Origin of the sequence: Gilliamella sp. ESL0443 (assembly GCF_019469165.1) — a bacterium.
In the GTDB taxonomy this organism is placed as follows: Bacteria; Pseudomonadota; Gammaproteobacteria; order Enterobacterales; family Orbaceae; genus Gilliamella; species Gilliamella apicola_E.
The window spans coordinates 451908-476615 of record NZ_CP048263.1; the positions used below are offsets into that span (position 1 = coordinate 451908).

Sequence of the window (24708 nt, forward strand, 5' to 3'; positions counted from 1 at the left end):
TCAAAAGCCTTTTAGAATAAAAAGATAAGAAATAATTGAGGAGCGCACTTTTTGGAATAAAAAATGTTGAGGAACGGGGTTTTTAAAGCTTTAGAATCCTAATCCAACTTTAACTCCAAGCACGATTAATATCACGCCTAACAACTTATCAATAATCACCTGTAACTTAAAATAACGACGTTGGACAATTTGGGTTTGGAAGACGAATACTACCATCGGCCACCAAATTGCAGCTTCAAGCCAGATTATAAAAGCAACTACCAGTTTATCTACCATCGTTGAGCTGGCATTAAGTAGTTGAGTAAAGATAGCTAGAAAAAACAGCGTGGCTTTTGGATTAAGTAAATTACATAATAGCCCTTGCATAAACGCAGATTTGGCTGTGACATCCAGTTCCTGCGTTTGTTTGGAAACATAGGCGGTGCCACTGCTTTTGGCTAGTAACGCTTTAACGCCAATCCATAACAAATAAGCGGCACCGGCATAACGTAATGCATTATAGAGCCAAGGGGTGGCGGTGATTAATACAGCAATGCCTGCCACACAGTAACTCATATGAATGGCGATAGCACTAATTACTCCTAAGCAGGTCATTAATGCTATTTTTCGGTTATAGCTTAAACTATTTTTTAAGACCAGAAAAAAATCTGGCCCGGGTGATATCATGCCTAAACAACTAATGGTTATGACCAAAATTAAGGTATCGACTGTCATTTTTGCTCTTGTGCTGCATTGTTTAACGTGGCGATGTTTGATTTATGTTGTTCGATAAATTGCTTTTTATCGAAATTTTCACCAATTAAGTAATCAGTTAAGAATTTTGCATTCGTTTTAATTTGTGCACCATTCAAAATCATTCTTGGTAAGTCGATTTGGTAAATGGTTTGGTTGGATGATTTTTGTAAATCATCACTATTCGCATTGGTTAATAAGTACAATTTGCGTTCTTTTTCCGACAATTTTTTAACGGTTTCGGTACCCGCACCCATCATTAAATGGTCAGGGAAGATATAAAATACGGTATTGTCTAGTAAACCTTGCTCTTTTAGGTGGTTAATAAATTGCCCTAAATTGTAATCGAGAGATGCGGCTACAAAAGACATGTTGTCATGCTTTGGGCTAATAACAGAGGTCATGCGTTCATCGTTAAAGCCATTTGGTGCATGGGTTGAGACGGTCGAAACAAATAGCGCAAATGGTTTGTCATTATTTTTCATCTCTTGTATTTGCTGTTCGGCGATGTCTAATATATCTTTATCATATAACCCAAATGGCGCATTTGGGTATTTGCCTGGATAGTTTTTTTCAGATACCACTTGCATTCCAACTACTTCTGCTGTGTGGCCAATGCTCGCAAATTCAGGACCAGCCATAACGTAACGAGTTTGGTAGCCCGCTTGTTTTAATACATCACCTAAAGTGACTAATTTAGTCGAGTTAGCGTTTTTTAAAGGGGATGTTGAATGCTCACCAATTAAAAATGGTACACCGGTCATATAAGTGTACATTGAGGCGGTTGTCCAGGTACTACCTGCACTCATTGGCATATTTGGATAAAAGGTATATTGTTGCTTTAGCTGTCTTAAATTAGGCGTAATATCAGCAAAATCTAAAAATCCTTGCTCGAAAGATTCTAACGATAACACAATAATATTTTTGCCTTTTTGGCTGTTTAACTGTGATTTTGCAACATAATCATTCATATTGAGCGTTTGTAATGCTTGCTCGAAGGTTGCTTTTGGCGCACAGGTGACTTGATAGATTTCATAGAGGCGACTAACTGGACCATTATGATAACTAATTGAAGCAATTGCGATGACAGCAAACGATAAGCGCCATAACAATCGGCATTTATTACGAAATAAGTTGGCTAATTTACTGATTATAAAAACTAATCCTAAAAAGATCACAATCACTAATACAGCCTGTAACTTGAAGATAAATAATCCTTCAATAATATCATTCACATTTAAATTCACGTAAAACTGATAATCAATAAATCCACCACTAAAATAGATAGAGGTGAGTTCCATAACAATGATGACGGTCATTAAGACAATGGCGAGCAGTTGCCATTTTTTTTGTTTAAAAAAAGAAGCTAAGGTAATAGTTAAGATAAAAAGTGGTAATACGATTAAAGTCGAAAACGGCATAGTTAATGATACTCAGATTTTCTTAAAACGGGAATATTGCATCAGTATATACGTTTTAATCAGAAAAATAAAAATCGTAGATTGCAAGGTAATATTAATGCGTTGATTTTATTATATGTAACAAGCTTAATGATAATTATTATTGTTTGTTGTTGATAATTGAAAGCATTAGCAATAAGATAGCAACAATTATTTTATTTCCTAAAGCTGAAAGGTTTATGCTATGTTGTTACGTAGATTTGCCATTGTTTTGCTATTATCTTGTTTTTCCTATAGCTATGCTGATGTCACTTTACCGGCCCCACAAAAGAAAGAGGGTATGGGATTATTTGATAGTCTTAAAAAGCGTGCTTCAACGCCGGGTGGAGGATTTCCAACAGGTATGGTGTCTGACGATGAGCTTTCAAGTGTACTTTGGGCAGCCAGTGGCTTAAATCGAGGTAAAAACGGTTGGACAGTACCAATGGCAAGTGGTAAACCGCCTTATGTTCGCCTGTATGTTGCAAGTGAAAAGGGAACCTTTATATACGAGTGGGAAGGGCACTATCTTCGTGAGATCAATAATCAAGATATTCGTGGCGACATCGGTAAACAAAGTTTTACTAAACGTGCACCTTATATTTTTATTTTTGTGTCTGATGGTGACAATCTTAAAGATTATGATACCCAACAAGCCAATGATTTTAGTCAAATTGCTGTTGGCGCAATGAGCCAAAATGTTTATTTGTCGGCGACAGCATTAAAACTCGGCACACGTTATATCCATTCAATCAATCCTGAATTTATTAGTCAATCATTACAATTGCCAGAAAACAGCAAACCAATAGGGATTATGTTGTTAGGAAAATAAAGGAGTAGGAAGTGAAAAGGTATTTAACTTTAGTTGTTCTACTAATTGCAAGTTTAGCTGTTTTTAGTTCCCCTTCTTATGCAGCCGAAAAGAAATATGAAAGCTGGAATGCAATTATTGATGAGATGGATATCATTTTGAATGATGCCTACAACATCTATTTTATGAAAGACGTCGAAGGTGCTAAAGCCCGTGTTAACAATGCTTACTTTGGATTTTACGAAAAGCATGGCGTTGAGCGCGCAGTGATGTCTTATATTTCAGGTAAGCGCGGTACTGACACTGAATACCAGTTTGCAAAAATTAAACGATTAATGACACAAAATGCGCCGAATAAAACGGTGCGAGCAGAAATTGACGTTATTTTAAAAATGCTCCATGAAGATGCCAACGAGTTAGATGGTAAAAAAGAGAGTGGTTGGAGTGTATTTTTGGCGTCGTTTATCATCATTTTCCGAGAAGGGTTAGAAGCGATATTGGTTATCGCGGCTATCTCTGCCTATCTTGTTCGCTCAAATAATAAACCGATGCTTAAAGTCGTTTATCTTAGCAGTTTGTTTGCGGTGTTCGCTAGTATTTTAGCGGCGATAGCGTTACATACAATTGTAGGATTAAGCGGTGCCAACCAAGAAATTATGGAAGGTTGCGCCATGTTATTGGCAACGGTAATGCTGTTCTTTATTAGTAATTGGATGCTGTCCAAGTCAGAATCCATAGCATGGAAAAACTATGTGGAAGGTAAGGTCCAAAATGCGGTTTCTACAGGCAGTAGTTTTGCTTTAGGATTTGCTGCCTTTTTAGCAGTATTTCGTGAAGGCGCAGAAACTATCATCTTCTATCAAGCCATGTTAGCAGATGCTAATGAGCATATGGATATGGTGTGGTATGGTTTGGGCGTGGGAATGTTTGTATTAGCGTTTGTGTTTGTTATTATTCGCTTTGGTACGGTTAAATTGCCACTTAAACCGTTCTTTATTGGTACCAGTGCCTTGATGTATCTGATGGCGATTGCGTTTGCTGGAGGCGGTGTGAAAGAGTTGCAAGAAGCTGATATTATTCCGGTTACATCTGTCGACTTTGTTCATTCGGTTGAAATATTGGGTATTTACCCAACAGTTGAAACATTATTACCACAGTTGTTCATGGTAGTGGCAGTGATAGGATCGATTATCTATTCCACAAAATATAAAAAGAAATAATTAATATAAAACATTAAAAACGATTAATGATTAGTGATAAATCGTAAATACATTGGTAGTAAATTGTTATTGACTAGTCATGATTTTATTGATTAGTGATTAAAAGTGAAAAACAAAATTAAGGAGTTTTCAATGAAAAAACTATTAGTCTCTGCTGGTATTTCATCAATACTTGCACTTTCTTCAATGGCTTATGCTGCTGCACCTGCACCAGGTGAAGAAAAAGGCTTCGAAGAGTTTCCAATTGGTGATGAAGTAACTGTTGGTCCTTTACACATCGGTGCAGTTTATTTCCAACCTGTTGATATGGAACCAGCTGGTATGGGTGGTTTACCTGCTTCAAAATCTGATATGCATATTGAAGCTGATATTTCAGCGGCTGAAGGTAATAACTTAGGTTTTGGTACTGGTGATTTCGTGCCTTACTTAACTGTAAAATATAAAATCCAAAAAGAAGGCAGTGATAAAGCTATCGAAGGTACTTTTATGCCTATGAATGCTTCAGATGGTCCTCACTATGGTAACAATATTAAGTTAGATGGTGCAGGCAAATATAAAGTAACCTTTACTATCGAAAACCCTGAAAAACAAGGTTATTTATTACATGTTGATAAAGAAACTGGTGTTGAAGGTCGTTTCTGGACTAAACCAATTGAAGTTTCATGGGACTTTAACTTCATCCCACGTGCATGGTAATTATTATTTTTAATTAAATTTAATTTTCAATAATTAGTTGTACTATCGGCGAGTGTCAAAACTCGCCTATATACGTTGTAATTTTTAGGCAATCATTATGCTCCAATACCTTATCAATGTTACTGATAATACTTTTGTACCTGTGATTATGTTGGCACTACTTAGTGCTGTATTTGTTCAATCAAGTAAAAAATACCTTATCACGGGATTTGTATTGGGGATGTTGTCGGCTCTTATTTATGCAATATTAAAACGAAATACGGGTTTTGCTGTTCGTGAGTTTTATGATCTTGGTGTGATTGTTACTTGGTGCATTATTGTTGTTCCATTGCTGATCTGCTTATCTTTTAGAAATTTTCTAGTTTTCATCATAGTATCTATTGCAATTGGACTTATTACAGCACAATGTTTACCGAATATTTTACTTTATCCATTTGAATTTGATGTTGGCATGGAGTCAATTTTCAATAATGATTATCTGTTTAAATGGATTGGTTACAGTTTCGCTTTATTAGTTTGTATTTTAATTGGATTGTTTATCTATCGGCTTTGCCAAAGGTTTTCAACTCGATTTATTACTGTTATTACTTCATTAGCGATTATTATTTTTACTACACAGAATATAATTAATTTTCTACAAATTTTGATTGTGCGGCGGTTTATCTCACCACAAGAATGGATGATGGAATTAGTTATTTTTGTTTTAGCTCATGTCAATTTATTTACTTTCATCTTTATGGCATTGGTGTTACTACTTACTATTTTATTATACACCAAATCCAAAACTACCTCATTAGTAGGTAGTAATCCTGCCCAAGTGCGTAAACTCAAAGCAAGTTTACGACGTGATCGCCGTACCTCATTATTATTAATGGCAGGTATTGCCATAACGGCTTATACCGTTACTCGCGCACGCTATATTCTCCAAAAAGGTGTGGAGTTATCACCCGCTGAGCCAGTTAAACCTAATGCGGATGGTTTGATTGTGATTCCATTAGATAAAATAAATGACGGCAATTTACACCGTTATGGTTATCAAGCAGTAGATGGCACCTTAATTAGATTTATTGTCATTAAGAAAAGCGAAAATGCATATGGTGTAGGTTTTGACGCTTGTGATATCTGTGGTGCAAGTGGTTATTATCAACGAGGTAATCAAGTTGTCTGTATTTTGTGTGATGTGGTAATGAATATTGCAACAATTGGTTTTTCAGGCGGTTGTAATCCAGTACCGCTTAAATATGAAATTTTAGATGGCAATATGATTATTCGTCCAGCTCATCTTGAAGCTGAAAAAAGTCGCTTTAAGTAAAGGTGTGAAAAGGAAGAAAATATGTTTCGAAGAATGTTACTTAGTGTGTTAGTTCGCCAAAAAAAGAAGCTATTTTTAATTGCCTTAACCGTTGCTTTAGGGGTTTCGCTAGCGACAGCCATGTTAAATGTGATGTTTGATGTTGGTGATAAAGTTAATCAAGAATTAAAAGCCTATGGCGCTAACTTAAATATTGTGCCCAAAGGTGCAGCGATGGTAAATGAGTTATATCAACTCGATGACAAACAAAACGCAACTCAATATATTAAGCAAGATGATTTAGTCAAGATTAAAATGATTTTCTGGGCATATAACATTGTTGATTTTGCCCCCTATTTAACGACCCAAGTGACCGTTAATGATAGACCTATTACACTAGTGGGAACATGGTTTAATAAGCATCTGACTATTCCAACTGGTGATGAAGTTGACACAGGAATGTTAGCCATGAAGTCGTGGTGGTCGATAGAAGGCAAGCCAATGAAAGATGATAACTTGCAAGGTGCCATGGTGGGTGAAACACTTGCCAAGCAATTAAATCTTAAATTAGGCGATAGTATTGAGCTAACTTCCCCAAAAATGACGCTAATTGTAAATAATATCTTTCATAGTGGTGGTCTTGAAGATAACGAGCTTTATGTATCGCTACCAGTTGCTCAAATGTTAGCGAATAAACAAGGTCTAGTTGAACGGGTTGAAGTGAGCGCTCTTACCACACCTGAAAACGATTTAGCTCGCAAAGCGGCGCAAGATCCCAATAGTTTATCGCGTGCCGAATGGGATCGATGGTACTGCACCGCTTATATCAGTTCGATTGCCTATCAGTTGGAAGAATTAATGCCCGATGTTCGGGTTAAAGCGATAATGCAAGTTGCCGACTCAGAAGGCTCTATTTTACAAAAAACACAATTATTGATGTTATTACTGACAGTGTTATCTTTGATCTGTTCGGCTTTGGCGATATCTAACTTAGTTACTGCTAACGTGATTGAACGTAGTACTGAAATTGGTTTATTAAAAGCACTAGGGGCAACTAATACCTCGGTAGCGATGTTAATTCTTAGTGAAATACTAATCATTGCTTTATTCGGTGGTATGGTCGGCTATTTTATTGGTCTTGGCTTTGCCCAAATTATTGGACAGACGGTATTTGGTTCATTTGTTGAGCCTAAAATGATTATTATCCCAATGGTATTAATTATGGTGAGTCTCATTACCTTATTAGGAAGCTTGCCGGCATTACGTATTATGATGTTCTTACGTCCGACGGATGTATTACATGGTCGGTAAGCGAGGTTAAGTGATGATAAATAAAAACCAACGCTTTATTTTAAAAACGATATTTAGCTCATTAATTCGTCGTCGTTCTCGAATTGCAATTGCCTTACTTGGTGTTGCGATTGGGGCGACGGTGTTATTAGGTATGGTGACGCTTTGTTATGATATTCCAAGACAAATGGGACAAGAGTTTCGTTCTTATGGAGCTAACTTATTGTTAATGCCAGCTAATAATCAACCGACTATATCAATGGTTGAGGTAGAAAAAGCTATTAGCGTATTACCGAAAGACAAAGTATTAGGCGTTACACCATTTCGTTATAATTCTATCCGCAGTAACCAACAGCCTTATACCATCGTTGGCACGCAATTTGATCAGGTTATTAAAACTAGTCCATATTGGAAGATAGAAGGTGAACTACCAAAAAATCCGAACGAAATTATAATTGGTACGGATATTGCCCAGTTTGCTAAACTTAGTATTGGAAGTACCATGCCAATTTCAGGAAAATCTAAAGAAAATTCTCGCTTTGATGAGGACTTAACTGTTACTGGCATCGTCAAGACAGGTCGTGCAGAAGATAATTTTATATTTATCGATCTGAACGATCTTGAAAACCTACTTGAAGAAAGCAATCAGGCCGAAGTGGTCGAAATTAGTATCACTGCAACCAAAGATGAATTGCAACACTATATTCAAACCATTAAAGATCACTCAACCACAATCGAACCGCATCTTATAAAATGGGTGACACAGTCCGAAGCATCAGTGCTCGGTAAACTGTCATCTTTACTCTACTTAGTAACCTTAGTCGTGTTAATTTTGACTATGATTTGTGTGGCCACAACCATGATGACGGTAGTAATGGAGCGTCGCAAAGAGATAGGGCTGAAAAAAGCTATTGGTGCAACCAATAAAAGTATTGCCAAAGAATTTTTAGCCGAAGGGATGATTTTAGGTATTATTGGTGGGGTGATTGGGGTTATTTGTGGTTTAATTTTTGCTCAAGTAATCAGCGCCAATGTATTTGGGCGCTCAATTGTCATTGAATTTTATTTGATACCAACAACGATTGTTATTTCGGCTGTGGTAACCATCATTGCGTGTTTGATTCCGGTAAAACGTGCACTTGAAGTTGAACCAGCATTAGTTTTACGTGGCGAATAGGATAGTAAAGTATGAATATGCTAGAAGTTAATAATGTTTCAAAGATCTATGGCTCTTTACATGCCTTGTCAGAAGTTAACTTAACCGTTGAAGAAGGTAAATGGCTATCCATTATGGGACCTTCAGGCAGTGGTAAAACCACGTTAATGAATATTATTGGTTGTATGGATAAACCGTCGCTGGGTTCAGTAATTCTAGATGGACAAGATATTACCCAACTTTCATTACCCCAACTAACGGAAATTCGGCGTGATAAAATTGGTTTAATCTTTCAACAGTTCCATCTTGTCTCTTATCTAACCGCATTAGAAAACGTAATGGTGGCGCAATATTATCACAGTATGGTAGATGAAAAGGAAGCCTTACAAGCATTAGAACGTGTGGGGCTTGCAGCGCGGGCCAAACATTTACCTCGTCAATTATCGGGTGGGGAACAGCAACGCGTTTGTATTGCTAGGGCATTAATTAATTACCCAAAACTGATTTTAGCTGACGAGCCAACTGGTAATTTAGATGAAAGCAATGAAGCAATGGTCATGAACTTACTACATCAACTTCACGAAGAAGGAAGCACAATTATCGTTGTTACGCATTCGCCCGAAGTATCAAAACATGCGCAAACAACGGTAGTTCTTGAACATGGTAAAGTAGCAAGTATTATCAATAATTAATGATTAAAAGGTCTATATTTATGAAAAATCGCATTGTTTCATCTGTACTATTTATCTTAATCGGAGCGTTACTTATTCTGTTCCCGCTCTATATTTTACCTGTCTGCCCACTACCGGATGTGCAATCTATGCCAGCCGATGCTATGCATTCTGCGCCAATGGATGGGCACATGCACAATGCTGGTGGCAAAATCATGAAATGTTTTTGGACATCAAGGGCGGAAATAGGTATTGGTAGTTTAGTGATAGTCCTCGGTGCCTTAGTATTACTTAGCCGTTCGTTATTTGTACGTATGGGATTAAGTATGGCTATAGCTTGTACTGCGGTCTTAGCAGCAGCGATTCCAACTATTTTAATAGGTGTATGTGGTAATGAAATGATGCGATGCAATATGGGAGCTAAGCCAGCATTGATATTATTGTCAATAGTATTAGCAATTGTTGCTATTATCAATGTGATATATTTAAATAAACAAGCTAATCGCTAGTAACGGTTAGCAACTGATAAAAAGCATTAGTCAGCCTTAACACCAATTATAGAGAAATCCAACATGCAAGAAATAACTATAGCGAATTTAGCATGGCGAAATATCCAACGACGACCTTTTCGAAGTTGTTGCTTGATTATCATCATTATGCTTTTTTCCGCTACGCTATTTGGCGGTAGTGTATTGATGAAAAACCTAAGCTTAGGCATTTCAGGCATGGCTAATCGGTTAGGTGCGGACATTCTTATAGTACCTTATGGTTATGAAAAAAATCTTGAAGTCGCCTTATTACGAGGCGAACCAAGTAGCTTTTATCTAAAAGCTGAATTAATTGATAAAATCAAAGAAATCAAAGGAATCGAAGCGGTCTCACCACAACTATTTATTGCTTCGTTAAGTGCTGGTTGTTGTACTTCTAAAGTTCAATTAATTGGTTTTGATCAGCAAAGTGATTTTGTAATTAAACCTTGGCTACAAACACAATTAGAACAACCATTGCAAGACAATCAGGTAGTGGTAGGCAGTAAAATTACCTCAAATGTCGGTGATGAAATTAAATTTTTTAATCATCCCTTTAAAATTGCCGCTAAAATGGATAGCACAGGAATGGGTTTTGACACCTCAGTTTTTATGACCATTCCTGCTGCACAATCGCTTATGAAAGAAACCAATTTAATTGAAGGCGATACTGACCACTTTGCTAACTATGTGTCATCGATTTTTGTTAAAGTCGACCCTGACTATCAGTCTAAAGATATTGTTAATCAAATCATGCCCAAATATGCTATCGATTACAATATTGATTTTGTGATGACCAAAGGCATGTTAAGTAATATATCCAAATGGTTAAATAGTTTTTCAACTATTGTCTATAGTTTATCGGCGATATTTTGGGTGTTAGCGATTATTGTGATCTTTGTAATATTTTCCTCATCCCTTAATGAACGAAAACGCGAAATCAGCTTATTACGTATTCTAGGTGCATCGCGCAGTGATCTGGTTAAAATGTTACTGCGAGAATCCCTTATCATTAGTGCTTTAGGTGGTCTTGCTGGTATAGTGGTTGCTGGCGTATTAATTTATGCTTTCAGCTTATTGATATGCCAAACGATAGGTTTGCCATGTATGAATATTTCAATTACAGATGGATTAATTTATGCATTCATCGTATTTTTGCTGACATTAATTATTGGTCCGCTGTCTAGTATTTATTCAGCATTATCATTAACTAAGTTTGATACTTATCAAACATTAAGAGAGGGTGAATAATGTTATTAGATGTCAAGAACCTTCGTAAAGATTATAAACGCGGATCTCAACACTTTTCAGCAGTGAATAATGTTAGTTTTTCAATGGCACAAAGTGACTTTATCAGCATTATGGGTAAATCAGGTAGTGGTAAAACGACGTTGCTTAATATGATTGCTGGGTTACTAACGCCAACTCAAGGTAAAATCACGATTAACGGCACCAATTTATTCGATCTTGATGACAAACAAGTATCGGCGTTTCGTAATCAAAATATTGGTTACATTCCACAAGGCAGTAGTTTGTTACCTAATCTAACTGCTCTGGAAAATATTCGCTTACCGTTTTCTTTAACGAAACGTGAAAACCAATCGAGCTTAAATTCTGCAATGGAACTGTTAGAAAAAGCCCAAATTAGCTATTTAAAAGATGCTTATCCAGCCAACATGTCAGGTGGTGAAATGCGTCGAATAGCTATTTTACGTGCACTAATTTGCCAGCCACAAATAGTCATTGCCGACGAACCCACCAGCGATCTTGACGATGAAAGTTCAACACAAATTATGGCATTATTAGCCGATATTCATCAACAAGGCACAGGACTATTGATTGTTACTCATGATAATGATGTAGCAAGTTACAGCCAAAAAACACTGAAAATGTCAGCAGGGCGGTTAATCGATTAAATTAGGGCATGTCATTATCAGCAATTATAAAAACAGCGGATTACAGCCCATATCAATCATAATTTTATTTAACTTTATTAGCGGTAATCCGACTAAAGAATTAATATCATCGCCTTCAAGCTTATCGAAAAGAGTAATCCCTAACTCATCACATTTAAAACTGCCAGCACATTGTAGTGGCATCTCTTTAGCGATATAAGCATCGATTTCTTCATCAGTTAACTGACGAAAGGTGACTTTAAACGGTTCACAAATCGTTTGCGATTGGCCTGTGTGAGTATTAATGACCGTCATTCCTGTATAAAAGTAAAACGCTTTGCCACTGCTATTTTTTAATTGTTGCTGGGCGTTTTCAATAGTGAGGGGTTTACATACAATCTTTCCATCTAAAACACCTACTTGGTCGGAACCAATAATTAAACTATCAGGATTGCTTGCCACCAATGACTGCGCTTTAGCATTAGCCAATCGTACCACCAGCTGCTGTGCACTTTCATTTGGTAGAGGTGTTTCATCACAAATCGGTGGCACACAATCGAAAGGAATAGCTAATTTTTCAAGTACTTTTTTACGTGAAAGTGATGTTGATGCTAGGATAATTTTCATTTTAACTGTTCTTGTAAAATCCATGCGGAAGGATGAGCATTAAAACCAATATGACCATAATAATCGACTGCTTGAGGTGCTGCAAGCAAAGTAATTGCACATTGATTATCGGTATGAATTTGAATCTCTTTTATCAACTGTTTACCAATACCTGATTTTTGATAAGCTTCATCAACGGCTAAATCAGCTAAATAAGTTATGTAGACAAAGTCTGTTAAACAGCGGGCAATACCGACAAGTTTCTGATCATGCCATGCGGTAATGACTAAATTAGCATTATCTAACATTGCTTGAAAACGAGGTTTATCACTTATTGGTCGACGTTCCGCCAATGAGCAGCGAGAATATAATAATGTCGCTTGTTCTATACTGGGTTTGATATCATGGCGATAAATAATATTATCCATAGTTGATCTCCATCATGATTTTGCAAAAAAGTTATTTCAATATTTTAAATTAGCGTTAGGATAACAATATTAGATTTAATTTAAAATTAGTACCATCTTAAATTAATTAAAAAAGATAAGTTTAAATGAGGAGGCGGTATGTACAAAAAAATATTAGTTCCGATTGATGTCCTTGAAGATGAACTCACTCAAAAAGTGATCCCCCATGTTGAGTGTTTAGCGAAGTTATCCAATGCGCAAGTTATCTTTTTTCATACCTTACCGGTTGCATCGGCTATTGTAAATGCTTACTCATTTGGTTTTGATGAGTTTAAAGATCAAGCAACAGTACAAACAGAGCAATGGCTACATCGCTTGATTGACTCAATTAATTTACCAAGAGAAAATTTATCTTTTTCAATTGCGTTTGGTAATCCACGAGATGAGATCTTACATCTAGCAGAAGAGATCGAGCCCGATCTAATCATCATAGGATCTAGACGCCCAAATATCTCAACACATCTACTTGGATCAAATGCTTCTGGTGTAGTGAGAGGTGCACAAACATCAGTGCTAGTAGTACGTTAATTTTTATTTTTCTGATGTCCTCCAAAAGGACATCAGTTTTTGCTCAAAATCTTCAACCTTTTTTGATTTTAAAAAAGATTTTAAGCTCCAATATATTCACAAAAAGTAAGTGCTGGAAACGATAATAAAGAATTTATTTACTCCAAATAAGATTGTTGTGCAAAAGGTTGTCTTTTTATAAATTAGAGATAATTAATGGCATAATCTAGTGTACGCGAAGATGGAATGATGGAGTAGGGGGTATGCCGACATGATTTCTCGTGGGGCTTTCCTAAAGAATTGAACATCATAGCTAAGCTAAGATTATACCGCCTTTCGGCGGTATTTTATTATTGATGTTTAACAAGAAAACAGCAGTGGATCTGTTTATTGCGTCTGAAATCGAGCGATAAGGTTTTGTCGGTGATGTCTTGAAACGTCAGATTTAATTTTTGCATACCGTCGGCATCCATTTTGAAGCCTCGTTTGTTATTAGAAAAGACAATTACACCGTTTGGTCTTAATAATCGTTTTAAATCACTCATTAATTTAAGATGATCGCGCTGAACATCAAAAGTATCGTTCATCCGTTTAGAGTTGGAAAATGTTGGAGGATCGATAAAAATTAAATCAAACTGCTCATCAGCTTGAGATAAATAGAGCAAGCAGTCAGCCTGTATTAATCGATGATTTTTACCGGTTAAGCCATTTTGTTTTAGATTACGATCGGCCCACTCTAAATAGGTGCGTGACATATCAACTGTCGTGGTCGATTTTGCTCCACCAAGACCTGCGTAGACGGTTGCACTACCCGTGTAGGCAAATAGATTTAGAAAGTCTTTGCCTGCACTCATTTGTCCGATCATTTTTCTGGCTAAGCGGTGATCTAAAAATAAACCAGTATCCAAATAATCCACCACATTAACCCAAAACTGCGTTTTTTTGTGATTAATTGGATATTCATGGACTAAAAAATAATCCTGTTTTTGCCCAAGTTTTTGATATTGTTGTTTTCCCTTTTGCTTTTCACGGGTTTTTAGTACCAATTGATCGGCGGTTAATTTCAATACCGACATAGTAGCATTAATAATATCAAACAGTCGTTGTCGCGTTTTTTGTGGATCAATATTTTTAGGTGCAGCGTATTCTTGTACCACAATTTTATCTTTGTAACGATCGATAGCCACATTATATTCCGGCAAATCAGCATCATAAAGACGGTAACATTCAAGTTGTTCTTGGCTGGCCCATTTTTCCAATTTTTGACAATTTTTACGTAAACGATTGGCAAAGTCGGCAGCTGGTAAATTTGTTGATATGACCGCCTGATCCACTTGACGATCCGCAATCGAATAATTTTTTTGTAGACAATTTAAAGGGCCATTTTTAGCTTTAAATTGTTTGTCAGCACGCATTTGTAAACAATCTAAAAGTTGTGGCGCGCCACTAAATAACGATAATCTCCACCCACCAAATTGTTGTTTAATTTGGCGACCGAGTGCTGAGTGTAAGGCAACTAATGCTGGCTCACTTTCTAATCGTTCTCCGTAAGGCGGGTTACTGATGATCATGCCATGTATATGGTGATCAAGAGGATTGGTTAATTGTGTCACATCCTGCAATGCAAAAGTAATTAAATCACCAACCCCTGCTTGGATCGCATTTTGTTTGGCTCGCTCCAGTACTGTTGGGTTATTATCATAACCGATAAAAATGGTGTTAGTTTTTTTTACATTATGCTTAGCGCTGAACAGTAAGTCATTCCAAAGTGTTGGGTTAAATTCTTTCCAAGCAAAAAATCCCCATTGTTTGCGTAGCAGTCCAGGCGGGATATGAGACGCCATCATCGCAGCTTCAATCAGTAACGTTCCTGAACCACACATTGGATCGATAAGTGGTTCATCAAACCGCCAGCCAGAACGGAGAATAATAGCCGCGGCTAGACTCTCTTTTAACGGTGCTTGCCCTGTTTGTTGGCGATAACCACGTTGATGTAAGCTTTCACCGCTAAGATCTAATGATAGTGTAACTCGATTTTTGCTAAGATAAGCATGTAAACGAACATCAGGATTTTGCTTTGCAACATTTGGGCGCTGATTGGTTTGTCGCATAAAGTGATCAACAATGGCATCTTTGATCTTTAGCGCGCCATATTGACTGTTACGAATAAAGTCATTAACACCAACAAAGTTGATAACAAATGAGTTATCTACCGCGAAGATATCGGTCCATTTGATATTCATCACACATGAATAAAGATCTAAATCACTATAGATGTCAAACTCGGCAATTGGCAATAAAATACGAGAGGCTAAACGAGACCACAATAACGATTGGTACATAGTTGACTCATTAGCATCAAAATAGACACCCCCCTGCGCCACCCGACAATTATTCGCCCCAATATTTTCTAACTCTTTTTTTAATAACTCTTCAAGCCCGCGTGATGTGCTGGCAAATAGCGTTTTCATGCATAATCCACTTAACAATAAAATTGCAGGCATTATACCGACTAATTACCAGAGTGGGAAATGATTGCCCTAAACAATAGCCAATCTAACCAAAAAGCAATCAAAAAAAGTTGAGGAGCGGGGTTTTTGAGCTTAAAAATCGCCCAATTTTTGACTATCTACTTAACATCCTTTTTATATTAATACTTAAAATTCATCTCTATAAATTAATATTACTCAGGGAAATAATCAATTTTCTGTTTATTTACGATACGTAAGGTTAAATCTGTAATGGCGATGATCAACGCTGAGCGAATCATTTGTTGATAACGGTTTTGGTAAATGGATGATTTTAAGGTATCGACAATACCGTTCTCTTGCGGGTTATTTAATGGAGAGTTAGGGGGAAGGATCATGTCGTGCAGTAAACTGATTGGACCTAGGATTTCGTCATCCAGATAGGTGTAATTTTTATCGTCTTGTTCTAGCTCATCTAAAATTGCCATTAACAATTCAATATCTTCATAATCTTCACGCGTGATGATGCCTAGTGCATAAAGTAATTTCAAACAGACAGAGGTATCATTAAGTGGCCCATTCTTGCCCACCAATGATGGAATAACAAACTTGATAGCATGAGGCTCTTTACGAAAAACCTTTAGAATCAATTGATTGACACTGTCATTAATCAAATTGATCGCAACTTTCAGCAAGCTGTGTATATCCGCTTGCTGGTTGAGTTTTTCAAGTATGGTGTCTTCTGCTAATGTTTGCATTGTCACTTAAAATTGATGATTTTGCATAGCAGTATAAAGTTGTTCGATTTGGCTAACAACTGGATTATCACTTTCAATACCAGAAATATCGCAAAATGCTTGTTTTAAACCCTTGTTAGCAATTTGATTTGCCAGTTCGATTGCTTGTTCGTCGTCATCATTACGATAGTTAAGTGCAGCTGCAATACCGATAAGCAGATTTTGATTGCTAAGTTTATATTCAAATGTGCCAAGTAATGGTTTGATCAAACGATCGCCAAAACCTAGTTTGCGTATTGGTTGACGTCCTACTCGTGCGGTATCATCATGTAGATAAGGATTCTCAAATCGAGTTAGGATTTTTTCAATATAGGCTTGATGTTTGGCTGGATCAAAATCATAGCGTTTGATCAGTACTTGTCCACTTTCTTCCATGGCTCCACGTACAATTTTACGAATTTTATCGTTTAAAATCGCATCCCGAATGGTCGCAATATTGTTATAAAAACCGAGATAGGCTGTAATAGCATGTCCGGTATTTAAGGTAAATAGTTTACGCTCCACAAAGGCCATTAAGTTATCAACGGGCTCCATACCTTTGATTTGAGGGATTGTGCCAATAAATTGAGTTTTATCGACAATCCATTCAGAGAATGTTTCAACCGTCACCTCTAAAATATCACCTGTTTTAGAAGTTGCAGGTGGCACAATGCGGTCAACCGCAGAATCAACAAAACCAATATGCTCATTAACCCATTGGTGAAGATTTTCTGGTAGATACTTTACGATTTCCTGTTTGAACTGGCTCGTGCCACGTACCATGTTTTCACAAGCAATAATATTGAGTGGAGCGTTATTACCTTGAGCATGTCGAGCAATAATGCCTTGTGCCACACTTTGCGCAATGCGCGCTAAAATTTGAGGACCGACCGCTGTGGTAACTAGATCAACTTTCGCGATGTAATCAGCGACTTTAGTTGAAGTACTGTTGATGGCATCAACATTCTTCACCGTTTCGGTAACCGACTGCTCACCAACCACATTGACTGGATATTGATGACGGCTAGCAAGTTCATCAATAACTTGTTGATTAACATCTGCAAAAGTGACGTGGACACCGGCATCAGATAATAATTTACCAATAAAACCACGACCAATATTGCCGGCGCCAAAATGTAATGCTTGCATAATAATAACCCTTAATTTTGAATCTTTTAGTATATTAGGACACTTCCTACTTCTGTAGGAAGTGGTTAAGTTAGCTTAATATTGCTAGAACTTCTTCAATATCATTAGTGGTAGTCAGTTTTGCAATAATCTTTTCGTCATCAAGTGCATTGGTTAACTTGGCGATAACATCAAGATGTTCATTGTTACGAGCAGCAATTCCAATTACGATTTTTGCTTTATCTTGCTCTTCTTCGCCAAACTGTACACCTGCTGGATATTGGCAAAATACGATACCTGTATTAATCACATCATCTTTAGATTCAATTGTGCCGTGAGGTACAGCAATCGATTCGCCTAAATAGGTGGATGTTAATCGTTCACGTTCTAACATGGCATCAATATAAGCTGTTTTTACGTAACCATTTTCGACTAGTTTTTGGCCAGCAAAACGGATGGCTTCTTCCTTAGTTTGCGCCGTTAAACCTAAGAAGACATTTTTTGCATTCAACTTAAACAGCGGTTGGTGGGTAGGTGTTGGTTGTACAACTTGATGACCGCCTTTTGCTTTGACTAAATCATTCACTAACTGAGTATATAAATCACTATCTAAAAAGTTAGTTAATGAAATATGATAAGCGTTTGGTGCATATTGTTTTGCTCGTGCGGTTAAATCTTTATGTGTGATGATAATATCAGCATCAGTTGGCAAGTTATTAATTGCTAAATTGGTAACACTGATATCTAAATGAGCATCTTCTGCTTTTTTACGTAAAACACCCGCACCCATAGCACTTGAGCCCATACCTGCATCACAAGCAACGATGATTTTTTTCACTTTAGCAAGATCAAGTTCACTATTTTCGCTTACTCCTTTGGCTTCGCTTTTCATTGCAGTGACATCAGACATGGCTTCGTCTAAACTTTTGCCATTATCTTTTGTTGTTTTTAATAAAATAGCCGACACAATAAATGATACTGTAGTTGCTGCAAGCACAGATAACGTTACACCTAAATATGAACCTTTTGCCATACTCATTACCGCAAAAATAGATCCTGGTGATGCTGGTGCTGTTAAACCTGCATTAAATAAAGTTAAAGTAAATACACCTGTCATGCCACCTAAAATCACCGCAATTATTAGTCGAGGATTCATTAAAACATAAGGGAAATAAATTTCATGGATACCACCAAAGAAGTGAATAATTGCCGCACCACTTGCTGATCCTTTTGCCGCACCTTTACCAAAGAACATATAAGCAAGTAATAAACCTAAACCTGGACCTGGGTTTGCTTCAATCAAGAAGAAGATTGACTTACCTGTTTCTGCTACTTGTGTTACACCTAGTGAAGTAAATACACCATGATTGATAGCATTATTAAGAAATAGTATTTTTGCAGGTTCAACCAGAATAGAAGTAAGTGGTAATAAACCATGATCAACCATGAATTGTACTGCAACAATAAGTACATTAGTTAACGAAGCAACAGCAGGACCGATTCCAAAATAAGCGATAAGCGCAAGAATCATACCAATAATGCCAGCTGAAAAGTTATTAACTAACATTTCAAAGCCACTTTTGATTTTACCATCAATGAATTTATCGAACTGTTTAATGCACCATCCACCTAAAGGTCCAGATATCATTGCGCCTAAAAACATTGGAATCGATACGCCAACAATTACCCCAATTGTGGTGACCGCACCAACTACGCCACCACGATCACCGTAAACTAATTTACCACCAGTATAACCAATTAATAATGGAAGTAGATAAGTGATCATTGGTCCGATAAAAGCCGTTGATACGCCTTCATTTGGAAACCATCCTCCAGCAGATGGATCGTTAGCGTTATATAAAAAAATTGCAGTAATAAAGCCCCAAGCAATAAATGCGCCGATATTGGGCATCACCATATTACTCAGAAATCGCCCAAAATTTTGGACTTTAAGTTTAATGTTTGATGTAGTCATACAAATCTTTCCTTATTGATTGATATAATCATTATGCTGTTATTGTAGAAGCATTTAGTTACTCGATTCATCCAAAATAATCAAAAAATGTGACATATATCACACTGTTAAAAGTGGGGTATTTTTAGGTTTTGTGATCTAGATCACATTAATGCAGTGATAGAACGCTTTTAAGCTAAATTTTTCTAAATTTATTTGGTGGTTTTGAGTATTGGTGAGGTAATTTTTTGTCAGAAAATGATTAAATCGTAAATTTTAAGATAGGGATAATTTAAGCTCTTATGAGCTTAAATTATTTTATCACTGAATTATAGAATTTTATTTCTTCTTGCTTCTAATAAGAAATGAGTAAAAGAAGAAGACATTGCAGCTTTAATTGCTTCGCTGTCAGAAGTCATAGTTTTTGGCGCTAATTGATGTTCTTGTGTTGAAAATCTCATAATTTCTACGCCATTTTTAGTAATAGTGTAAGTAATATCGAGATAAAAATCGACTTCTACAAAGCCTATCCAGTCATATAAAAACTTATCAATAGTGAGGTTAATTTGTAGATTAGGTAAATTATTAAGATCGTATCCAGCGGCGATTAGTTCTTTTTTGAAAGATTCTCTAACTAATGTATCAACGTTTACTGATGTGTAAACTGTTCCAATAGCTCCTTTTGCTTTTTGAATTTCATTCGCCTTTACTTTTCCATTTATGAAAGGTTGATATTTAACTTCATTAATAGATACTTTTTCAGTACCTTTAATTGAAGGGGCAGGAATATAATTAACCGGTAGGCTAGTTGAACATCCAAATAAGCTAAATGCTAGTAATGCGAAAATAATTTTTTTCATCATAATCCTTTACAGTTTTGAATTGTTGAAATTGATATATTAAATAGTTTTGTTTTTAAAATCAGATTGATATGCTACATCTTCATACCTTTTTTGGCAATATAGTAAATTAAATACTTAAATTCACGAGAATTAGCGAAATGGCTGGAAAACATAGAGTATTACATAATGCGCTAGTTCGGAAATTTTTGATAATTTAATCAAAATGGCATTATTTATTAACCACACAAATGTTATTAGAATTTATAAATAACCACATATGTTTTTTAAGTTTTTGATAAGAACGGTTAGTTAATTTAAAGAGGTGGCTCGTCAATATGCTTAATACCATGATTTTTCAATTATATTTAATTTACTTTTATTAGCAATTTGATATCATACTGGTGCTTATGGAAAATAATTATTTAAGTAAGTAAATAAATATTTAAAACGGATTCAATGAAGGATCATTATTTTACATTGAGGTAAAAATGAAAGCTCTATCTATTATAGCGTTAATTTTCGCTATCATTTCTATTTTTGTACCGGTTGTTGGATTATTTATTGCTATGGGTTGTAGTGTTTTAGCTTTAATTAGTTTTCGTGGACAACCTACCATTTCTGGCATTACTTTTGGTGTTAATATCATCAGTACTGCATTTTTATCACCATCGTTGGTAATAGCATCTAGTGCTCAAGGTGCAAACGGTGTTGGTACTTATGGTTTTTATGTTGGTTTTCATGTTGTTGCAATGTTAATTGCATTTATTTATTTTATTATCATGAAAAAAAGACAAAAAGCTGCATAAAAAGCTAAAAAATAGAAATTATAATAACCCAATGAATCTAATCAGTTCATTGGGTTATTTTATATTGTTAATTAATGACTAATTTTTCATATATTTGATGATTTGACCTGTCAAGTGATAAGCCAAATGTTCAGTTTTCTACTCCACAGTCACAGATTTTGCCAAATTACGAGGCTGATCGACGTCTGTACCTTTGATTAAAGCTACATGGTAAGCAAGCAATTGGGTTGGTACCGTGTAGTAGATTGGCGCTGTAAGTTCTTCAATATGAGGTAAGTTGATGATATGCATTGTGTCATCACTCACAAAGCCTGCATCTTGCTCTGCAAATACATAAAGTTGTCCACCACGGGCACGAACTTCTTCGATATTAGCTTTAAGTTTTTCGAGTAGGTCATTGGTCGGAGCCATAACAATAACTGGCATATCTGCATCGATAAGCGCTAAAGGACCATGTTTTAATTCACCTGCGGCATACGCTTCTGCATGAATGTAGGAGATCTCTTTTAGTTTTAATGACGCTTCCATTGCGATTGGATATTCATCGCCACGGCCTAAAAATAGGGCGTGATGTTTATCGACAAAGTGTCCAGCAAGTTTTTTGATTTCTGGCTCGGCCATTAACACTTGCTCAATGCGATTTGGCAAAGTTTGTAAGGCATGGACGATCGCTTGTTCAGTGATTTCAGCCATGTCATTAAGTCGGCCTAATTTGGCAACTAAAAGCAATAATACGGTTAATTGTGTGGTAAAGGCTTTAGTTGAAGCAACGCCAATTTCAACGCCAGCTTTGGTTAGTAACACCAAATCAGCTTCACGAACTAAGGTAGAGGCAGCCACATTACAAACGGCAAGAGTGCTTAAGTAATTATTCTCTTTTGCTAAGCGTAATGCTGCAAGCGTATCTGCCGTTTCACCTGATTGTGATAGGGTGATGAATAAACTGTTTTTACGGCGAGCGGGTTTTCGATAGCGAAATTCCGAAGCGATCTCCACATCACAAGGAATACCAGCTAATGCCTCAAACCAATAGCGAGCAACCATTCCGGCATTATAGGCGGTACCACAAGCAACAATTTGCACATGTTCAACTTGCTTAAGAATATTTTCCGCATCATCGCCAAGTTCAGATAAATCCACTTTGCCATGAGCCATTCGTCCTTCAAGGGTATTTTTTATAGCATTAGGTTGTTCGTAAATCTCTTTTTGCATGTAGTGATTAAAGCCAGCTTTACTGCCTGCGTCATATTTCGCATCAGATTCGATGCATGGACGGTTAACTTCTTGATGGTTTTTATCAAAAATATTCACAGTGCGATGGGTGATTAGTGCAATATCACCCTCTTCTAAGAAGATAAATTGACGAGTAACCGGTAATAAAGCTAATTGATCTGAAGCAATAAAGTTTTCACCAACGCCACAACCAATCACTAGTGGACTACCTGAACGTGCCGCGACGAGAATATCGGGATTACGCGTATCCATTACAACGGTGCCATAAGCACCTCGTAATTGTGGGATTGCTTTTTGTACTGCTTCAAAAAGTGAGCAATCTTCGGTTGAGATAATATCGTGAATTAAGTGGGCAATAACTTCGGTATCGGTTTCTGAACGGAATTGATATCCTCTTGCGATGAGTGTTTCACGCAGAGGCTCAAAATTTTCAATAATACCATTGTGCACAACGGCAATAAAACCCGATACATGAGGGTGTGCATTGTGTTCTACCGGTTCGCCGTGCGTCGCCCAACGAGTGTGAGCAATCCCAGTTGAACCTTTGATTGGATGCTCATCTACCGCATCTTTAAGCGCTTTTACTTTTCCGACACGTCTTACTCGCTGTAATTCACCTGTTGGAGAGATAATAGCAAGCCCAGCAGAATCATAACCACGATATTCTAATCGTTTTAAACCTTCTAATAATATTTCTGCCACATCACGTTTGGCGATCGCGCCCACAATACCACACATTGTTTATTCCTCTTTCAATTTAGTTGGTCTTTTCCAACCTGCAAGTTGTTTCTGTTTTACCCGGCTAACCACAAGCTCATTGTCATTGACATCATTGGTTACCGTTGTTCCAGCTGCAATGGTTGCACCTTTGCCAATTTTGACTGGTGCAATTAGTTGAGTATCGGAACCCACAAATACATCATCTTCGATCACGGTTTTAAATTTGTTCGCACCATCATAGTTACAAGTAATTGTGCCAGCACCAATGTTGACGTTACAGCCAATTTCGCTATCACCTAAATAACTTAAATGTCCTGCTTTGGTGGCATGACCAAGATGAGCTTTTTTCAATTCGACAAAGTTACCAACATGGGCATGATCATCCAGTTGGCTACCAGGTCTTATTCGAGCAAAAGGTCCGATAGTACAGTGTTTGGCAATGATTGAATCTTCAATTACTGAGAAAGGGCTAATTACGCTATCATCAGCGATGGTGCAGTTTTTTAAAATACAACCTGAACCGATAATGACATTGTTTCCCAATGTAACATCACCTTGAATAATTACATTTGTATCAATAGTGACATCCTTGCCATGAGTCAATTTACCACGTAAATCAAAACGCGCAGGGTCAAGCAACGTGACACCGGCAAGTAAAAGTTGCTCAGCTTGATGCTGTTGATAATGCCGTTCTAAAGTTGCAAGTTGCAAGCGATTATTGACGCCTTCAACTTCGAATTTTTTAACTGGGTGAGACGTTAAAATGTCGTAACCATCTTGGTGGGCAAAGGCGATAATATCGGTCAAATAATACTCTTTTTGCGCATTATTATTGGTTAAACGAGATAGCCACTTTTTAAGTAACTTGCCGGTAACCAGCATAATACCGGTATTAATTTCGTTAATTTTTTGTTGTTCAACATTGGCATCTTTTTGTTCAACGATCGCTACCACTTTACCGTCTTTGCGTTCGATTCGCCCATAGCCAGTAGGATCATCTAAAATCACTGTCAATAAGGCAATGCCTTCTTGTGGTTTACTGGCAATTAGATTCTGTAAGGTTTCAATTGAGATAAGAGGTGTATCACCATATAAAATCAAGATATCTTCATCATCTTCAATAAAGGGAATAGCTTGTTGAACAGCATGTCCTGTACCCAACTGCTCTGCTTGATAAACAAGTTGCACAGGTTGATCTTGTAACGATTTTTCTAACTCGCTTTTGCCATGACCATAAACAATATTGATGCGATCAGTATTAAGTTGTTGAACTGTATCAATAACATGTTGTAACATCGGCTTACCGCCGATTTTATGTAAAACTTTAGGTAGGTTGGAATACATCCGTGTGCCTTTTCCTGCCGCCAAAATAATTGCACTACGTTTTGGAGGTGAAATTGCCATAATCAGTTCCGGTCTGGTTAAATAAGGCTAATACTATAATCAAAGTTTTCCACGAAATCATCCCGTAAT

Annotated in this window: 23 protein-coding genes; 12 read left to right on the plus strand and 11 right to left on the minus strand. The window is 36.8% G+C overall.

From position 1 onward, the window contains the following. Window positions 1-90: 90 nt before the first annotated feature. Both GYM76_RS02120 and GYM76_RS02125 read right to left on the minus strand, forming a co-directional pair. The gene (locus GYM76_RS02120; RefSeq protein WP_220225724.1) at window positions 91-714 is read right to left on the minus strand and encodes a LysE family transporter; all 624 of its coding nucleotides are present in this window, start codon (window positions 712-714) and stop codon (window positions 91-93) included. Beyond that, window positions 711-2153, minus strand: a complete 1443-nt coding sequence (locus GYM76_RS02125) for an LTA synthase family protein (protein WP_220225725.1) — start codon at window positions 2151-2153, stop codon at window positions 711-713. Before GYM76_RS02125 ends, GYM76_RS02120 begins: the two co-directional genes overlap by 4 nt. A 223-nt stretch (window positions 2154-2376) precedes the next feature. Here GYM76_RS02125 and GYM76_RS02130 point away from each other — a divergent pair, with 223 nt between their 5' ends. From GYM76_RS02130 to GYM76_RS02175, 10 genes are all read left to right on the plus strand, one after another. Further along, window positions 2377-3003: a nitroreductase family protein gene (locus GYM76_RS02130; RefSeq protein ID WP_220225726.1), complete on the plus strand. Its 627-nt coding sequence runs from the start codon at window positions 2377-2379 to the stop codon at window positions 3001-3003. An 11-nt stretch (window positions 3004-3014) separates the two neighbouring features. Continuing rightward, complete coding sequence (locus GYM76_RS02135) at window positions 3015-4202, plus strand: FTR1 family protein (protein ID WP_220225727.1); 1188 nt, start codon at window positions 3015-3017, stop codon at window positions 4200-4202. A 132-nt stretch (window positions 4203-4334) separates the two neighbouring features. Continuing rightward, on the plus strand, window positions 4335-4898 hold the full coding sequence (locus GYM76_RS02140) for an iron transporter (RefSeq protein WP_065563568.1): 564 nt from the start codon (window positions 4335-4337) through the stop codon (window positions 4896-4898). 97 nt (window positions 4899-4995) lie between these two features. After that, window positions 4996-6210: a Fe-S-containing protein gene (locus GYM76_RS02145; protein WP_065563567.1), complete on the plus strand. Its 1215-nt coding sequence runs from the start codon at window positions 4996-4998 to the stop codon at window positions 6208-6210. Window positions 6211-6231: 21 nt separating this feature from the next. Then, window positions 6232-7500 (plus strand): ABC transporter permease, encoded by a 1269-nt coding sequence (locus GYM76_RS02150; protein ID WP_220225728.1) that lies wholly within the window; start codon window positions 6232-6234, stop codon window positions 7498-7500. A gap of 13 nt (window positions 7501-7513) precedes the next feature. Then, window positions 7514-8656, plus strand: coding sequence for an FtsX-like permease family protein (locus GYM76_RS02155; protein WP_220225729.1), 1143 nt, complete (start codon window positions 7514-7516; stop codon window positions 8654-8656). Between the two features lie 11 nt (window positions 8657-8667). Continuing rightward, entirely contained in the window at window positions 8668-9327 is a 660-nt protein-coding gene (locus GYM76_RS02160) for an ABC transporter ATP-binding protein (RefSeq protein WP_065563564.1), read from the plus strand. 20 nt (window positions 9328-9347) lie between these two features. Next, a complete protein-coding gene (locus GYM76_RS02165; RefSeq protein WP_220225730.1) occupies window positions 9348-9815 on the plus strand; it encodes a DUF4418 family protein in 468 nt (155 codons plus the stop codon). Between the two features lie 63 nt (window positions 9816-9878). After that, window positions 9879-11084 carry an ABC transporter permease gene (locus GYM76_RS02170; RefSeq protein ID WP_220225731.1) on the plus strand — a complete coding sequence of 402 codons (1206 nt, stop codon included), beginning with the start codon at window positions 9879-9881 and terminating at the stop codon, window positions 11082-11084. Next, window positions 11084-11749 (plus strand): ABC transporter ATP-binding protein, encoded by a 666-nt coding sequence (locus GYM76_RS02175; RefSeq protein WP_220225732.1) that lies wholly within the window; start codon window positions 11084-11086, stop codon window positions 11747-11749. The genes GYM76_RS02170 and GYM76_RS02175 overlap by 1 nt, the downstream gene beginning before the upstream one ends. Before the next feature lie 24 nt (window positions 11750-11773). Here GYM76_RS02175 and GYM76_RS02180 read toward each other — a convergent pair whose 3' ends face one another. Next, the gene (locus tag GYM76_RS02180) at window positions 11774-12355 is read right to left on the minus strand and encodes a nucleoside triphosphate pyrophosphatase (RefSeq protein ID WP_220225733.1); all 582 of its coding nucleotides are present in this window, start codon (window positions 12353-12355) and stop codon (window positions 11774-11776) included. After that, window positions 12352-12762: a GNAT family N-acetyltransferase gene (locus GYM76_RS02185; RefSeq protein WP_065563559.1), complete on the minus strand. Its 411-nt coding sequence runs from the start codon at window positions 12760-12762 to the stop codon at window positions 12352-12354. The genes GYM76_RS02180 and GYM76_RS02185 overlap by 4 nt, the downstream gene beginning before the upstream one ends. Window positions 12763-12900: 138 nt before the next feature. On the opposite strand from GYM76_RS02185, the gene GYM76_RS02190 reads away from it, so the two are divergent. Next, a complete protein-coding gene (locus GYM76_RS02190; RefSeq protein WP_065563558.1) occupies window positions 12901-13329 on the plus strand; it encodes a universal stress protein in 429 nt (142 codons plus the stop codon). A 329-nt stretch (window positions 13330-13658) separates the two neighbouring features. Here the strand turns inward: GYM76_RS02190 and rlmKL are convergent, their stop codons facing one another. The 5 genes from rlmKL to GYM76_RS02215 form a co-directional block, all read right to left on the minus strand. Beyond that, on the minus strand, window positions 13659-15779 hold the full coding sequence (rlmKL, locus tag GYM76_RS02195; protein ID WP_220225734.1) for a bifunctional 23S rRNA (guanine(2069)-N(7))-methyltransferase RlmK/23S rRNA (guanine(2445)-N(2))-methyltransferase RlmL: 2121 nt from the start codon (window positions 15777-15779) through the stop codon (window positions 13659-13661). 212 nt (window positions 15780-15991) lie between these two features. After that, the gene (locus tag GYM76_RS02200) at window positions 15992-16534 is read right to left on the minus strand and encodes an MltR family transcriptional regulator (RefSeq protein WP_220225735.1); all 543 of its coding nucleotides are present in this window, start codon (window positions 16532-16534) and stop codon (window positions 15992-15994) included. Window positions 16535-16540: 6 nt separating this feature from the next. Beyond that, window positions 16541-17701: a mannitol-1-phosphate 5-dehydrogenase gene (locus GYM76_RS02205; protein ID WP_220225736.1), complete on the minus strand. Its 1161-nt coding sequence runs from the start codon at window positions 17699-17701 to the stop codon at window positions 16541-16543. Window positions 17702-17771: 70 nt separating this feature from the next. Beyond that, window positions 17772-19655, minus strand: coding sequence for a PTS mannitol transporter subunit IICBA (locus GYM76_RS02210; RefSeq protein WP_220225737.1), 1884 nt, complete (start codon window positions 19653-19655; stop codon window positions 17772-17774). Window positions 19656-19963: 308 nt separating this feature from the next. Continuing rightward, window positions 19964-20494 carry a hypothetical protein gene (locus GYM76_RS02215; protein WP_065734633.1) on the minus strand — a complete coding sequence of 177 codons (531 nt, stop codon included), beginning with the start codon at window positions 20492-20494 and terminating at the stop codon, window positions 19964-19966. Window positions 20495-20964: 470 nt separating this feature from the next. Here GYM76_RS02215 and GYM76_RS02220 point away from each other — a divergent pair, with 470 nt between their 5' ends. After that, a complete protein-coding gene (locus GYM76_RS02220) occupies window positions 20965-21282 on the plus strand; it encodes a hypothetical protein (protein ID WP_065563552.1) in 318 nt (105 codons plus the stop codon). Between the two features lie 138 nt (window positions 21283-21420). On the opposite strand, the gene glmS is transcribed toward GYM76_RS02220, so the two are convergent. After that, entirely contained in the window at window positions 21421-23253 is a 1833-nt protein-coding gene (glmS, locus tag GYM76_RS02225) for a glutamine--fructose-6-phosphate transaminase (isomerizing) (protein ID WP_220225738.1), read from the minus strand. Between the two features lie 3 nt (window positions 23254-23256). Beyond that, window positions 23257-24633 carry a bifunctional UDP-N-acetylglucosamine diphosphorylase/glucosamine-1-phosphate N-acetyltransferase GlmU gene (gene glmU, locus GYM76_RS02230; protein ID WP_370632598.1) on the minus strand — a complete coding sequence of 459 codons (1377 nt, stop codon included), beginning with the start codon at window positions 24631-24633 and terminating at the stop codon, window positions 23257-23259. Window positions 24634-24708: the final 75 nt, after the last annotated feature.

Coding starts and splice junctions, on each gene's coding strand:
- GYM76_RS02120 (WP_220225724.1), bottom strand. CDS start 714: ATGACAGTCGATACCTTAATTTTGGTCATAACCATTAGTTGTTTAGGC.
- GYM76_RS02125 (WP_220225725.1), bottom strand. CDS start 2,153: ATGCCGTTTTCGACTTTAATCGTATTACCACTTTTTATCTTAACTATT.
- GYM76_RS02130 (WP_220225726.1), top strand. CDS start 2,377: ATGTTGTTACGTAGATTTGCCATTGTTTTGCTATTATCTTGTTTTTCC.
- GYM76_RS02140 (WP_065563568.1), top strand. CDS start 4,335: ATGAAAAAACTATTAGTCTCTGCTGGTATTTCATCAATACTTGCACTT.
- GYM76_RS02145 (WP_065563567.1), top strand. CDS start 4,996: ATGCTCCAATACCTTATCAATGTTACTGATAATACTTTTGTACCTGTG.
- GYM76_RS02150 (WP_220225728.1), top strand. CDS start 6,232: ATGTTTCGAAGAATGTTACTTAGTGTGTTAGTTCGCCAAAAAAAGAAG.
- GYM76_RS02155 (WP_220225729.1), top strand. CDS start 7,514: ATGATAAATAAAAACCAACGCTTTATTTTAAAAACGATATTTAGCTCA.
- GYM76_RS02160 (WP_065563564.1), top strand. CDS start 8,668: ATGAATATGCTAGAAGTTAATAATGTTTCAAAGATCTATGGCTCTTTA.
- GYM76_RS02165 (WP_220225730.1), top strand. CDS start 9,348: ATGAAAAATCGCATTGTTTCATCTGTACTATTTATCTTAATCGGAGCG.
- GYM76_RS02170 (WP_220225731.1), top strand. CDS start 9,879: ATGCAAGAAATAACTATAGCGAATTTAGCATGGCGAAATATCCAACGA.
- GYM76_RS02175 (WP_220225732.1), top strand. CDS start 11,084: ATGTTATTAGATGTCAAGAACCTTCGTAAAGATTATAAACGCGGATCT.
- GYM76_RS02180 (WP_220225733.1), bottom strand. CDS start 12,355: ATGAAAATTATCCTAGCATCAACATCACTTTCACGTAAAAAAGTACTT.
- GYM76_RS02185 (WP_065563559.1), bottom strand. CDS start 12,762: ATGGATAATATTATTTATCGCCATGATATCAAACCCAGTATAGAACAA.
- GYM76_RS02190 (WP_065563558.1), top strand. CDS start 12,901: ATGTACAAAAAAATATTAGTTCCGATTGATGTCCTTGAAGATGAACTC.
- rlmKL (WP_220225734.1), bottom strand. CDS start 15,779: ATGAAAACGCTATTTGCCAGCACATCACGCGGGCTTGAAGAGTTATTA.
- GYM76_RS02200 (WP_220225735.1), bottom strand. CDS start 16,534: ATGCAAACATTAGCAGAAGACACCATACTTGAAAAACTCAACCAGCAA.
- GYM76_RS02205 (WP_220225736.1), bottom strand. CDS start 17,701: ATGCAAGCATTACATTTTGGCGCCGGCAATATTGGTCGTGGTTTTATT.
- GYM76_RS02210 (WP_220225737.1), bottom strand. CDS start 19,655: ATGACTACATCAAACATTAAACTTAAAGTCCAAAATTTTGGGCGATTT.
- GYM76_RS02215 (WP_065734633.1), bottom strand. CDS start 20,494: ATGAAAAAAATTATTTTCGCATTACTAGCATTTAGCTTATTTGGATGT.
- GYM76_RS02220 (WP_065563552.1), top strand. CDS start 20,965: ATGAAAGCTCTATCTATTATAGCGTTAATTTTCGCTATCATTTCTATT.
- glmS (WP_220225738.1), bottom strand. CDS start 23,253: ATGTGTGGTATTGTGGGCGCGATCGCCAAACGTGATGTGGCAGAAATA.